This is a genomic window from Nonomuraea gerenzanensis, from assembly GCF_020215645.1.
Classification (GTDB): Bacteria; Actinomycetota; Actinomycetes; order Streptosporangiales; family Streptosporangiaceae; genus Nonomuraea; species Nonomuraea gerenzanensis.
In genome coordinates, this window is sequence record NZ_CP084058.1 from 8,085,131 (window position 1) to 8,097,665 (window position 12,535).

Sequence of the window (12,535 nt, forward strand, 5' to 3'; positions counted from 1 at the left end):
TGGCGGCGCGCGGCGCATCCGGCCGAGGACCTGACTGCGGACCATGTGCAGCCGACGGCGCGCGGCGGGGGTCCGGCCGGGCCGCTCCGGGTGCTGTGCAGGTCGTGTAATTCCGCTCGGCGGGCCGAGCTGGACACGCCGCAGATGGTGGGCGTGACTGTGACGCTGGTGGCGGGCCCGCCCTGCTCGGGCAAGTCGACGTACGTGCGTGAGCAGGCGCTTGCCAGCGACCTGGTGGTGGACTACGACGCGCTCGCGGCGGCGCTGCGGGTCGATGGCGAGCTGTACGCACACCTGGACAGCCATCGGCCGTTCGTGACGGAGGCCCGAGACGCGGTGCTGGACCGGGTGGTGCTCGGGAACCACGGGGTGCGGCGGGTGTGGGTGATGGCGTCGGCCGCGAAGCGCGCGGTGCGGGAGTCGTACCGGCGCCGGTATGGGGCTGCCGTGGTGGTGGTGTGGGCGCCCGAAGAGGTGTGCCTGCGGCGGGCGATGGGTGAGCGGCCTGCGGCGTGGTGGGGGCATGTGCGGGGCTGGTTCGAGGCGTACGAGGCGGATGAGCGGGATCTGGTAGTCCGGGAGACGGCTGGGAGGTCGTGATGGTGGTCGAGCTGCTGGCCCTGGTGGCGTTTCTGGCGTCGGCGATCTGGGCGGGCATTCAGCGGGCGTGGCCGGTGTGCCTGCTGGCGGTCGGCGCTTTCCTGCTGGTGCTGGCTGGCACTGGCCTGATCGACGGCTGACATGGCCGGCCGTGGCCCGGCGCCGAAGGATCCGAGCGAGCGGCAGCGCCGGAACGCGCCGAAGAACCTGGAACTCGTAGTCCCCGGCCTTGAGCCGCCCGTGGCCGAGGAGGACGGGCCGCCGCCGGCGCCCGACTACCTCCTGCCAGCCACGAAGGACCGGTGGGCGTCCTACTGGACCTCGCCGGTGGCCAAACTGGTGGACGCAGTCAGCGACTTGCCCGCACTGGAGCGGCTGTTCTGGCTCTACGACGACCTCGAACGCAGCCGCCAGGCCGTCGCGGAGACCGGGCACGTCATCACCGGCAGCAAGGGCCAGCAGGTCATGAACCCGCTGCTCCGCCACATGCAGACGCAAGCCGCGGAGACCCGTCAGTTGGAGGACCGGTTCGGGCTGTCGCCGCGGGCCCGGCTGTCGCTGAACCTCACTCTCGGGCAGGCGGCGCAGTCGCTGGCGGACCTGAACGGGCCGTTCATGGAGGCCGGGGGTGATGACGATGACCCCCGGATGGATGTCGTCGAGGCCGAGGTGGTCGACGACGTCGGGTGAGCCCCGATGAGTCTCGCAGTGGCCTGCCGGCCGCTGTCGGCACCGCGGAACCTCGGCTGGCCGTCGCACGGCCGGATCGTGTGCGGGTGGATTCAGGCCCACTGCGTGTACGGCGAGGGCGACTACTTCGGCCAGCCCGTCAGGTTGCAGCGGTGGCAGAAGCAGATCATCTACTGGTTGTACGAGTACAACCCGGCCACCGGCGAGCGCCGCTTCCGTGAGGCGCTCATCGAGGTGCCGAAGGGGCAGGGCAAGACGCCGCTGAACGGCTGGATCCAACTGTTCGAACTGCTCGGCCCGCCGCTGTTCGGCCCGAAGGGCAGCCCGCTGATCCCGGTCGCGGCCGCGTCATTCGAGCAGGCGGACCTGCTGTTCGGCGACATGAAGCACTGCTGCCGCGAGTCGCCGACGCTCCGCCACCACGTGGACACCTACGACACCGAGATCCTGGTGCGTTCTGGCCCGGGCCGCTCCTACCGGGTGGCGGCGGTGGCCGGCACGAACGACGGCCAGCGGCCATCGAGCATGGGCGCGGATGAGATCCACGAGTGGCTGGGGCCGAAGGAGCGCGTGCACCTGGTGCTGGTCAACGGCATGTCGAAGCGGGCCAACAGCCTGGTGGTGAACACGACCACGCCGGGCTCGAACCTGGACACGATGGCCGGCCGCAAGCACCTGTACGGCTACCGGGTGAACGCCGGCGAGGTCGACGACCCGCGGTTCATGTTCGTGCACTACGGGATCCCGGACGGCCTGTACGACCTGACGGTGGAGGAGCATCTGGTTGCCGCGGTGCTCGCGGCGAACCCTGCGGCGGGCACGTTCCTGCGCACCGATGACGTGGTGGCGAGGTTTTACCAGATTCCGGAGTTCGAGTACCGCCGCTACCACCTGGGCCAGTGGACGCGCGCGGACGAGTCGTGGCTGCCGCCGGGGGCGTGGGAGTCGTGCGCCGGCCAGGCCGATATCCGGCCGGATCTGCCGTCGCAGGTGGCGGTGGATATGGCGCTCAAGCATGACAGCGTGGCCGTGGTGGTGGCGCAGCAGCGGCCGGACGGGCGGGTGGCGGTGCAGGCGCGGGTGTGGGATCCGGCCGGCGACACGATCGACGTGCACGCGGTGGAGAACCATCTCAGGCAGTTGCACCGCGATCTGCGGGTGGACACGGTCGCCTACGACCCGGCCTACTTTCAGCGGTCGGCGGAGGTGCTGCTCGATGAGGGCCTGCCGATGGCGGAGTTCTCCCAGGGCGCCAGCTCGATGGTGCCGGCGTGTCAGGACGCCTACCGGCTCATCTGCGAGGGCCTGGTGGTGCACGGCGACGACCCGGTGCTGACGGATCACGTGCTGTCGGCGGCGGTGCGGGAGACCGACACCGGGTGGCGGCTGTCGAAGGGCCGCTCCCGCCGCAAGATCGACGCGTGTATCGCGATGGTGATGGCGCTGTTCCTGTCCCAGGTGCCGGCCGAGGTGGCGGCGCCGCCGAACCTGTGGTGAGGAGGGGGCGGGATGCGTCTGATGGTCGCCGTCGAGGTGGTGTTTGTGCTGGTGTTCCTGGCCGGGGTGGCGCTCGTGTTCGTGCCGGCGGCGCTCATCGTTGGCGGGCTGCTCGGCGTGCTCGCCATCGAGCGAGCGTCGGCGCGGCGCCCGTCCGGCGGTGACGTGGTCGACCTGCGGTCCCGGGGCAGGGCGGCGTGAGCCTGTTCGGGCTGTTCGAGCGCCGCTCCCCCGAGAATCCGGCGGTGCCGTTGACCTCGGCGACGCTGTTGGAGTGGATGGGCGGCCCGCGCACATCCTCCGGCGTGCGGGTGTCGGAGAAGGGCGCGCTGGCGTTCAGCGCGGTGTGGCGGTGCACGTCGCTGATCTCGGGGGTGTCGTCGGCGCTGCCTCTGCACGTCTACCGGGACGGCACCCACGACCGGCAGCCGTCGCAACTGCTGAAGAACCCACACCCGGAGTTGACCGCGCTGGAGGTGTGGCGGCTAACGTACGCGCACCGCTGCCTGTGGGGCAACGCCTATGTGCAGAAGGTCCGCGACAACGGCGGCCGCGTCCGTGAGCTGTGGCCGGTCACCCCGGACCGGGTGCAGGTGGACCGCGAGAAGCCGACCGTCGGCAACCCGTCCGGCAAGACGTTCTGGGTGACCGACGACTGGGGCGGCGTGCACCGGCTGACGCCGCGGGAGATCCTGCACATGCCGGGCATGGGCTACGACGGCGTGTGCGGGGTGTCGCCGGTCCGGGCCGCCTCCGCGGCGATCGGGCTGGCGCTCGCGGCCGAGGAGTACGGGGCCCGCCTGTTCGGCTCTGGCAACCTCATGTCCGGCATCCTGCAGACCGAGCAGCGGCTGGAGAACGACGACGCCGACCGGTTGAAGGCCCGATGGAAGGCGAAGATGTCGGGTCTGGATAAAGCGCACGACATCGCGGTGCTCGACTCGGGCGCGTCGTTCCAACCGGTGTCACTGCCGGCCAAGGACTCCCAGTTCCTGGAGTCGCGCTCGTTCGAGGTGGAGGAGATCGGCCGCTGGTTCGGGGTGCCGCACTTCCTGCTCGGGCTGACCGCGAAAAGCACGTCGTGGGGTACCGGGCTGGAGCAGCAGGCGATCGGCTGGGTCAAGTTCGACCTGCACCCCACTTGGTTGGCGCCGACCGAGCAGCGGCTCACCAAGGAACTGCTCGGCGCGTCGGTAACGGCCGGCTACAAGATCGAAGGCTTGTTGCGTGGCGACAGCCGGGCCCGCGCCGAGTTCTACCGGGTGATGCGCGAGGTTGGCGCGTTCTCCGCGAACGACATCCGCGACCTGGAGGACCTGCCGCCGGTCGACGGCGGCGATCTGTACTTGCAGCCGATGAACATGGCGCCGCTCGGTAGCGACCCCACCGAACCTGACGAGCCCAGTGACGACCTTGACGACGATGAGGGCGGCGAGTGAGATGACGCTGACCGTGACCACCGAGGAGCGCCGCCGGCTCGCCCTCGCGGCGACCGGCGCCGAGCTGCGCGCCGACGACTCCGGCAATGAACGGTTCGTCGGCCTCGCCAGCCCGTTCAACGTGCGGGCACCCATCGGCAACCCGAAGACGTGGGGATTCTTCGAGGAGTTCGCGCCGGGCGCCTACACCAAGACCCTCAACGAGGGCGACCAGCGGATGCTGATCGACCACGACTCCTACTACGTCGTCTCGCGCGTGTCGGCCGGCACGCTCAAGCTGGCCCAGTCCGCGCGCGGGCTGGAGGTCGACTCGCGCCTCGACGAGGAACTGTCGTATGTGCGGGACCTGAAGGCGAACCTGCGCAATGCCAACATCACCGGCATGTCGATCGGGTTCTACGTGGTCAAGGACTCGTGGAGCCTGATCGAGGTCGAGGAGGAGGGCGACGACGGGAAGATCCGCGTGTATGAGGCGGAGCTGCGCACCGTCCACGAGGTGCGTCTCATCGAAGTCTCGGCGGTCACCTTCCCGGCGTTCGCCGACACCGAGGCCGAACTGAACAGCGTGGCGTCCGCCCTCGCACTGCGGGCGGACGCGGGCGCGGTCGAGCGCCGCGCCGCACACCGTCCCGAACTCCGGGACGTTTTGCAGGTCATCGCGCCGCGCGAGCCGGGTGAGTCCACTCGCGCTGACGAAACCCCCGAGCCGGGAGAGACCACTCGGAGGCACGTCGAGGAGATCGACCTGGCCATGCGGGGGCTGGCGGCCCGCTTCCCCGGGCTGACATTGCCCACCGCCTGACCCATTCCCGATCCACGACCCCGCAGGCCGGGGCCGTCGGCATGCCCTGAGGAGGGGAACGTGAGCACTGCGCTCAACCGGCTCATCGATGAGCAGAACCAGATCTGGGAGCGGATGCAGGAGATTCGCCGCGGCCTGGACGACCGTGACATGACCGCTGAGGAGCGGGACAACTGGGACGCTGCGGAGACACGGCTGACCCAGGTCAGCGAGGACATCGAGCGGCTGCAGCGGGACGACGCCCGCCAGCGGATCGACCGCTCCCAGATCGTCACCGCCACCGGCCGCCAGGACGACGGCACCAGCGAGCAGCGCGACACCGCGGCCGAGCGCGAGCAGCGCTACGCGGACGCGTTCTACGGCTTCATTCGCCGCGGCCTGGACCGGCTCACCCCGGAGCAGCGCGAACTGCTGGCCGCCGGGTACGGTGAGGTCCGCGCCCAGGGCACCGTAATCGACACCGCCGGCGGCTACCTGGTCCCGGAGGGCTTCCGCAACACGATGACCGAGACCATGGTCGCGTTCGGCGGCATCATGAACATCTGCACGGTCATCTCCACCGGCACCGGCCAGGACCTGCCGTGGCCGACGAACGATGACACCGGCAACAAGGGCGCCATCCTGGCGGAGAACACGCAGATCTCCGAGCAGGACGTGGCGATCGGCCAGCGCAAGCTGTCCGCATACACCTACACGTCCAAGCTGGTCCGGGTCGCCCTACAGCTGCTACAGGACTCGGTGTTCGACCTGGAGGGCTGGCTGCCCGGCGTGCTCGGCACCCGGATCGGACGCGCCGTCGCGGAGCACCTGGCCACCGGCACCGGCGTCGACCAGCCGCTCGGCATCACCACCGGCGGCACCGTCGGCAAGACCGGCGCCGTCAGCGCGTCGGCGGTCATCACCTACGACGACACCGTCGACCTGGAGCACTCCGTCAACAGCGCCTACCGGGCGGGCGCCCGCTACGTCATGGCCGACAGCATGCTGAAGCTGCTGCGCAAGCTGAAGGACTCCGACGGCCGCCCGATCTGGGTGCCAATCCCGGCGCCCGGCTTCCCGGCCACGATCAACGGCTTCCCGTACACGATCGACGATGGCATGCCCGCCCCCGCGGTCAGCGCCAAGAGCATCGCGTTCGGCGACTTCCGGCGCGGCTACATCGTTCGCCGCGTGCAGGACGTGCAACTGCAGATCCTGCGCGAGCGCTACGCCGACTACCTGCAGGTCGGTTTCCACGGCTTCAGCAGGCTGGATGGCCGCATCGACGACGCCGCGGCGATCCGGCTGTTCCAGCACGGCGCCGCGGCCTGAGAGGAGAAGACCGATGAAGGACCTGTACAGCAACGTTCTGCTCAAGCAGTCGCTGCTGCCCGCGACCCGCACCAACGGCACCGTCAACGGCAGCGCGGTGGACCGCAAGGAGGACGGCTGCGACTACCAGGCGGTGCTGGTGCTCGTCACCGCCGGCACCATCACCGACGGCACCCACACCATCGAGGTGCAGGACAGCGACGACGGTAGCAACTTCACCGCGGTTGCCGACGCGTTCCTGCAGGGCGCGGAACCGGCGATCGCCGCCGCGGACGACAACAAGGACTACGCGATCGGCTACACCGGGCTGAAGCGCTACGTCCGCGTCGCGGTGACGACGGCGGGCGCCACCACGGGTGGCGTGTTCGGCGCGGCGGTGCTGCTCGGCAGCCCGGCGGTCGCGCCGGTGGTGAGGAACTGACCATGCCGAAGGTGCGGATCCTCACCGGCATCTCGGGCGTCGACGTGTCCTACACGCGAGGCCAGGAGGTCGAGCTGGACGGGCCGACCGCCACGTCGTGGTGTGAGGCGGGCATGGCCGAGCTCGTCCGCGACGAGACGCCGGAAACCCCGGAGCGGACATCCGCCGCCAAGCCGGAGACGACGGCACGCCGCTCGCGTGGCGGCCGTGCGAGCAAGTCCACCTGATGCACGGCGGGAGCCCTCCGGCGGGGCTCCCGTCCACCACTCGATGGGAGGTAGGTCGTGGCCGACAACCTGACCGACACAGCCGAAAACCTCGTCCTGGATTGGATCAACGGTGTCGGCAGCCCGACCCGGCCGACCACGCCGCTCAAGTGCCGACTGATGACCGCCAACGGCAGCGACTCGGCTGGCGGCACTGAGGTGACGAACTCGGGCGGCTCCACCTACGCCTCCCAGAACGTCACCGTCGGGGCGGCGTCCGGCGGCGCCACCAGCAACACCGGCGCGCTGACGTTCACCAACATGCCCGCGGTGACGGTCGTCGGCGTCGAGATCTGGGACTCCGCGGGCTCGCCGGTGCGGCTGTGGCACGGCCCGCTGGCGGCGAACAAGACCACGAACCTGGGCGACACGTTCGAGATCCCAGTCGGCGACCTCGACCTGTCGATCGGGTAGCCGGTGGCGACCGGGTCGATACCGCTGCCGATCGGCGCGGCGGTGCTGCCGGACGGCACGGCCAGCAACGCCGCCCCGGCCACGCAGCGGGTCAAAAGTTCCGCCGCGACGCCGACGCCGTACTTCCTGCAGTTCGCGTTCGACGCCGCCACCCGCGAGCAGGTGATGTGGGGCTTCCGGATGCCGGCCGACTACGCCTCCGCGCCCGTGCTGAAGGTGCAGTACAAGATGGCCAGCGCCACCTCCGGCAACGTGGTCGTCGAGGCGCGGGTCGCGGCCGTGAGCGACGGCGACGCCACCGACGTGGACGCCAAAGGCTTCGGGACGGCGAATACCTCGGCCGCCACCGCCGTGCCGGCCACCGCGGGCCACCTGGATGAGATCAGTCTCACGCTCACCAACGCCGACTCGCTGGCCGCCGGCGACTTTGTCGTGCTGTACCTGGCCCGCGACGCCGCCAACGCCAGCGACACGGCGACCGGCGACATGGAGGTCGTCGGTGTGGCCGTGACCTACACCACCACCTAGTAGGAGGCGGAGTGGCCGTACTGCCGACCCTCGACCGGCTTCGGGTGGCCGTCCAGTGGATGCGCGACGTAAGTTCCGCCCAGGAGTCGTGCGCGTTCACCAAGGACGATCTGCAGGCGGCGGTCGCGGCGGCCGACGACTGGACCGAAGCCAACCAGACAAGCTTCAACCAGGCGCTGCCGCAGCCGTTCCGCAGCACGGCCACCACCCCGCAGAAGATCGCCGTGCTGGCGTATGTGCTGTGGCGGCGCATCGGGAGGCTCCGCGCGGCCGAGGACGGCTGATGGCGCGCGCCTTCACCGGCTCCTCCAACCTGGTCACCTCCATCGGCGGCCTGGCCGGAGTCGACGGCGGACCCATCACCATCGCCGTCGTCCTGCGCTTGGATGCGACCGTCGGCGGCGTCATCGACATCCGCGACGGCTCCGCCGCCAGCATCGCCGAGATCAACCTCGACAGCGGCAACTACTACTACGCCACCCGCGGCGCCGGAGAGTTCTCCGTCATCGGCACCGGGGCGACCGGCGACGGCTGGCACCTGATCGCCGTCACCAAGGGCGACGGGCAGGTCCAGCCACGCGGCCACAAGTACATCTACGGCACCAACGCCTGGTCGCACGCCAACGGCGGCACCGCGATGCGTGACAGCGTCGCCGCCGCCGGATCGTCCGGCACCGTCCGGTTCGGGCTGCTGTTCTCCGACCAGTTCGCGGGCGACATGGCCATCGCCGGGGTGTGGACACGGGCGCTGACCGACGACGAGATCGAGCAGCTGCCGCACTCGCTGGCGCTGTGGCACGCGCTCGCCCCGCAGGCGCTGTGGCTGTTCGACCAGGCGCAGACCACGCAGGCCGTCCTCGACCTGACCGGCGGCGGCGCTAACCAGAGCGCGCTGACCGGGACGTCGGCCGCCGCCCAATCGGTGGCCGGCCTCGGCTACGGCGCAGCGATCCCGGCGGTGACGCGGGACGTGGGCGGCGCGGCAACCATCACCGGAGCCGCCGCCGTGTCAGCGGCCGACACGCTGGCGGTGTCGGCGCGGCGGATCGCGCCTGCCGCAGCGGGCCTGACAGGGTCGTCGTCGCTGACTGCCGCCGCCCGCCGGATCGTCTCCGGCACGTGCGGCCTGTCGGCGTCCGGCTCGCTCGCCGCCGCGGCCGTGCGCAGGCTGGCCGGAGTTGCAGGCTTGTCGTGTTCGGCGACGCTGACGGCGGCGGCCACCCCGGTCGTGCGGGCCGCGGCCGTGCTGGACGCGTCCGGCGTGCTCGCCGGGCAGGCGCGGGCCGCCACCTCGGGCGCGTCGGCGATGACCGCGACGGCGACGCTGGCCGCCACCTCCCGAGCCCGCGCATCGGCCGCGGCGACGCTGTCGGCGTCCGGCACGCTTCAGGTGACCGGCCGGGCCGTGGCGTACGCGCCGGTTCCGCTCAGCGGCTCCTCGGCTCTCGCCGCCGCAGCGCGCGCGACCGTGCGCGCGGCAGCGCAGACGCAGGCCGCATCCGCGCTCTCCGCGGCCGCCAGGCTGACCGTGCGCGCGGCCGCCGCCCTGTCGGCGCAGACCCACCTGGCGTGTGCCGCGGGCGGGACGCAGGCGGGCGCCGCCGGCCTGTCGGCAGCGGCGCACCTGGCCGCCGACGCCCGGGTGCGCGCGCTGGCCGGCGGCGTCCTGTCCGCCAGGGCCGCGCTGGCGGCGGACGGCGTCACGGTCACGCTGGCCGCGGCGGCGCTGTCGGCGCAGACGCACCTGAACGTGTCAGCCGGCGCGGCACGGGCCTCCGCCAGCCTAGGAGCCCACTTCGACCTGGCCGCCGCAGGGCTCGCCCGGCAGCAGGCCGCAACGCACGCCGACGCCGACGCGCACCTCGAAGCGTCCGCGACGGTGCGTGCGCTGGCCGCCGTCAGCCTGTCCGCCGCGTCCGGCATGGCGGTGTCCACCGGAGAGAAGGTCGGGATCGTGCGGGGCGGGCTGGCCGCTCGCCAGGGCCCGGCGCGGGCGTCCTCGCGCCCGCTCGCCGCAGTGCAGGGGAGGGTGACATCGGCATGACGTACGCGTTCGGCGCCGGCGTGCGGCTCGACACGACCGTTACCAACACCAGTGGCACCCCGGCCGACCCGGTGTCGATCGAGGTGTCGATCCTGCTGCCGGACGGCACCGTCAGCGGCCCGCACACGCCCGTCCACGACGGCACCGGCCTCTACCACTACGACTACCTGCCAGCCCAGGCGGGGCGGTACATCGCCCGCTGGGTGACGGCCACGCCGACCGGCGCAGACGAAGAGGCGTTCGACGTCGCTCCGCTGTGGGGCGAAGCAGGGGTCCTGTCGCTGCGCGAGGCGAAAAAGCAGCTGAACATCGACGCCGACGACACGACGGACGACGACGAGATTCAGGGCTACATCCGGTCGATCACCAGACCGTGCGAGCGGGTGGTCGGCTCCCTGGTGCGCCGCACCGTCGTCGAGAAGCACGAGGGCGGCTACGCGGTCGCCTTGAACGCGCCGCCCGTGCTCGAGGTCGTCAGCGTCGAGGCGATCCTGACCGGCGGCGACGGCCAGGATGTCGCCGACCTCGACGTGGACGGCCCGACCGGGATCGTGCAACGCACGGACGGCTGCTACATGCGCGGCCCGCTGCGCTGGACCTACACGGCCGGCCGGACCGAGATCCTGGCGCACGTCAACCTGGCCGCACGGATCATCCTGCAGCATCTGTGGGACACCCAGCGCGGCACCATGGGCGGCGGCCGCGGCTTCGCCAACGACGAGGTGTGGGATCCCCGCTTCGGCTTCTCCATCCCGCGCCGCGCCCAGGAGTTGCTCGGCGACCAGCCGCCCGGGATCGCCTGATGACCACCTCGCGCATCCCCGCCGTCATCGACGAACTCGTGGACCGGTTCCGCGCGGCACCTGCGCTGGCCGGGGTGAAGGTGCTGGATGGGCCGCTCGTCACCGGCAGCCCGCTGAAAGCCGCGATCTGCGTCGGCTTCGACGGCGACCCGACCGGCGACGGGCAGGCGGCCGACTTCGCCCAGGCGTGGGCCAGCATCGGCCAGAAGGCCAAGGACGAAACCTTCACGATCACCTGCACGGTCGTCGTGTGGAGCGGCTCGACCGCGGTCCGGGCGGCCCGGGTGCGGGCGTTCGAGGTGCTCGCCGCGGCGGAGGACGTGCTGCGCGGCGATCCGGCGCTTGGTCAGCCGCCGCCCACGATCAGCGCGGTCACGTCCGGCGCGCTCATCCAGGTGCAGGAGGGGTCCGGCATGCAGGTGCGGATCCCGTTCCAGATCGCCGTACAAACCCGCATTTGAGGAAGGTGGCCGGTGGCCAGGTTCAGGAACATCAGCGGTGAGGACCGCCACGTGGGCCGCGTCGACGGGCCGGTCGTGGCCGCGGGCGAGGTCGTCCCGGTCGATGAGGACGTGACCGGGCAGAGCGACGATGCCTACATCGTCGGCTCCGGCGACGAGGCGCGCGCGTGGCCCAAGAGCACGTGGGAGCTCCTCGAGGAGCCCAAGAGCAGGAAGGCGAGTGAGTAGTCGTGGCCACGGGAACGGGGCTTGACGCCCAGCTGGGGTTCGCTGCCGAAAGCACCGTGGGCACGCCCGTCACGGTGACGAAGTTCGTCGAGTTCAACTCCGAGAGCCTCGCGTGGGTGCCGTCGTTCGTCGAACCGGCTGGGCTGAGGGTGGGCCGGAAGTTCAAGAGGGCTTCCCGCCTGGTGCAGTCCCGTAAGACGGTCGAGGGCGGCTTCGAGATGGAGTGGCCGACCAAAGGGGCCGGGCTGCTGGTGGCGCACGCGCTCGGGTCGTCCGCTGTGCCGGTGCAGATCGCGGCGACGACCGCGTACGCGCAGATCCACACCCCGGGCGGCCTGGTCGGCAAGGGTCTGACCATCCAGGTGGGCAGGCCGGAACCGTCCGGGACGGTGAGGGCGCACACCTATACCGGCTGCAAGATCAAGTCGTGGGAGTTCAAGCTCGCCAACGACGGGACGCTCACCCTCACGCTGGAGATCGACGGCTGGGACGAGTCCACCGCGACCGCGCTGGCCACCGCGACGTTCCCGGCCGGTACGCAGGTGTTCAACTTCCAGCAGGGCGTGCTCAAGCTCGGTGGCACGCCCAGCACCGCGTCTGGCGAGATGACCGTCGCGGGCGGCACCGCCGTGTCCACCGTCGTCACGGAGATCAGTATCAAGGGTGAGAACCCGCTGGCCACGGAGCGGTACGGCATCGGCCAGTCCGGCGTGAAGAAGGAGCAGCTCGAAAACGACTTCCCCACCCTGACGGGGTCGCTCAGTGCCGAGTTCAACCGCACCGAGCTGTACGACCTGCTCAAGAACAACACCACGACCGCGCTCGAATTCACCATGACCGGAAGCCTGATCGCGTCCGGCAACTTCTACCTGATCTCGTTCATCCTGCCCGCCGTCAAGATCAAGGCTGCTGCGCCCAGTGTCGAGGGGCCGGACATCGTCCAGATGACGACCGAATGGGAGGGCTATGACGACGAGACGAACGCCCCCATCCAGATCAAGATCGTGTCCACGGATACGACTCTGTGATCG

The 12,535-nt window shown here is 70.9% G+C and carries 18 protein-coding genes; all 18 read left to right on the top strand.

What is annotated here, in order from left to right:
- The first annotated feature begins 153 nt into the window (after positions 1-153).
- Genes LCN96_RS37455 through LCN96_RS37540 form a run of 18 tightly spaced genes read left to right on the top strand, consistent with a single transcriptional unit; the run spans position 154 to position 12,532 of the window.
- Positions 154-600, top strand: coding sequence for an AAA family ATPase (locus LCN96_RS37455; RefSeq protein WP_225267158.1), 447 nt, complete (start codon positions 154-156; stop codon positions 598-600).
- A complete protein-coding gene (locus LCN96_RS37460; protein ID WP_225267159.1) occupies positions 600-740 on the top strand; it encodes a hypothetical protein in 141 nt (46 codons plus the stop codon). Before LCN96_RS37455 ends, LCN96_RS37460 begins: the two co-directional genes overlap by 1 nt.
- Position 741: 1 nt before the next feature.
- Positions 742-1,290 (top strand): phage terminase small subunit, encoded by a 549-nt coding sequence (locus tag LCN96_RS37465; protein ID WP_225267160.1) that lies wholly within the window; start codon positions 742-744, stop codon positions 1,288-1,290.
- Positions 1,291-1,296: 6 nt separating this feature from the next.
- Positions 1,297-2,787 (top strand): terminase large subunit domain-containing protein, encoded by a 1,491-nt coding sequence (locus tag LCN96_RS37470; protein ID WP_225267161.1) that lies wholly within the window; start codon positions 1,297-1,299, stop codon positions 2,785-2,787.
- 12 nt (positions 2,788-2,799) lie between these two features.
- Positions 2,800-2,988 carry a hypothetical protein gene (locus tag LCN96_RS37475; protein ID WP_225267162.1) on the top strand — a complete coding sequence of 63 codons (189 nt, stop codon included), beginning with the start codon at positions 2,800-2,802 and terminating at the stop codon, positions 2,986-2,988.
- Entirely contained in the window at positions 2,985-4,226 is a 1,242-nt protein-coding gene (locus LCN96_RS37480) for a phage portal protein (protein WP_225267163.1), read from the top strand. Before LCN96_RS37475 ends, LCN96_RS37480 begins: the two co-directional genes overlap by 4 nt.
- Complete coding sequence (locus LCN96_RS37485; RefSeq protein ID WP_225267164.1) at positions 4,210-5,028, top strand: HK97 family phage prohead protease; 819 nt, start codon at positions 4,210-4,212, stop codon at positions 5,026-5,028. Before LCN96_RS37480 ends, LCN96_RS37485 begins: the two co-directional genes overlap by 17 nt.
- A 60-nt stretch (positions 5,029-5,088) precedes the next feature.
- Positions 5,089-6,339 (top strand): phage major capsid protein, encoded by a 1,251-nt coding sequence (locus LCN96_RS37490; protein WP_225267165.1) that lies wholly within the window; start codon positions 5,089-5,091, stop codon positions 6,337-6,339.
- 13 nt (positions 6,340-6,352) lie between these two features.
- The gene (locus LCN96_RS37495) at positions 6,353-6,760 is read left to right on the top strand and encodes a hypothetical protein (RefSeq protein ID WP_225267166.1); all 408 of its coding nucleotides are present in this window, start codon (positions 6,353-6,355) and stop codon (positions 6,758-6,760) included.
- Between the two features lie 2 nt (positions 6,761-6,762).
- Positions 6,763-6,987: a hypothetical protein gene (locus LCN96_RS37500; RefSeq protein ID WP_225267167.1), complete on the top strand. Its 225-nt coding sequence runs from the start codon at positions 6,763-6,765 to the stop codon at positions 6,985-6,987.
- 57 nt (positions 6,988-7,044) lie between these two features.
- The gene (locus LCN96_RS37505; RefSeq protein ID WP_225267168.1) at positions 7,045-7,440 is read left to right on the top strand and encodes a phage tail fiber protein; all 396 of its coding nucleotides are present in this window, start codon (positions 7,045-7,047) and stop codon (positions 7,438-7,440) included.
- A 3-nt stretch (positions 7,441-7,443) separates the two neighbouring features.
- A complete protein-coding gene (locus LCN96_RS37510) occupies positions 7,444-7,968 on the top strand; it encodes a hypothetical protein (protein WP_225267169.1) in 525 nt (174 codons plus the stop codon).
- Positions 7,969-7,979: 11 nt separating this feature from the next.
- Positions 7,980-8,252 carry a hypothetical protein gene (locus LCN96_RS37515; protein WP_225267170.1) on the top strand — a complete coding sequence of 91 codons (273 nt, stop codon included), beginning with the start codon at positions 7,980-7,982 and terminating at the stop codon, positions 8,250-8,252.
- The gene (locus LCN96_RS37520) at positions 8,252-10,012 is read left to right on the top strand and encodes a hypothetical protein (protein ID WP_225267171.1); all 1,761 of its coding nucleotides are present in this window, start codon (positions 8,252-8,254) and stop codon (positions 10,010-10,012) included. The genes LCN96_RS37515 and LCN96_RS37520 overlap by 1 nt, the downstream gene beginning before the upstream one ends.
- Complete coding sequence (locus LCN96_RS37525; protein ID WP_225267172.1) at positions 10,009-10,815, top strand: hypothetical protein; 807 nt, start codon at positions 10,009-10,011, stop codon at positions 10,813-10,815. Before LCN96_RS37520 ends, LCN96_RS37525 begins: the two co-directional genes overlap by 4 nt.
- A complete protein-coding gene (locus tag LCN96_RS37530) occupies positions 10,815-11,276 on the top strand; it encodes a hypothetical protein (protein WP_225267173.1) in 462 nt (153 codons plus the stop codon). The genes LCN96_RS37525 and LCN96_RS37530 overlap by 1 nt, the downstream gene beginning before the upstream one ends.
- Before the next feature lie 12 nt (positions 11,277-11,288).
- A complete protein-coding gene (locus LCN96_RS37535) occupies positions 11,289-11,504 on the top strand; it encodes a hypothetical protein (RefSeq protein WP_225267174.1) in 216 nt (71 codons plus the stop codon).
- A gap of 2 nt (positions 11,505-11,506) precedes the next feature.
- A complete protein-coding gene (locus LCN96_RS37540; RefSeq protein ID WP_225267175.1) occupies positions 11,507-12,532 on the top strand; it encodes a phage tail tube protein in 1,026 nt (341 codons plus the stop codon).
- Positions 12,533-12,535: the final 3 nt, after the last annotated feature.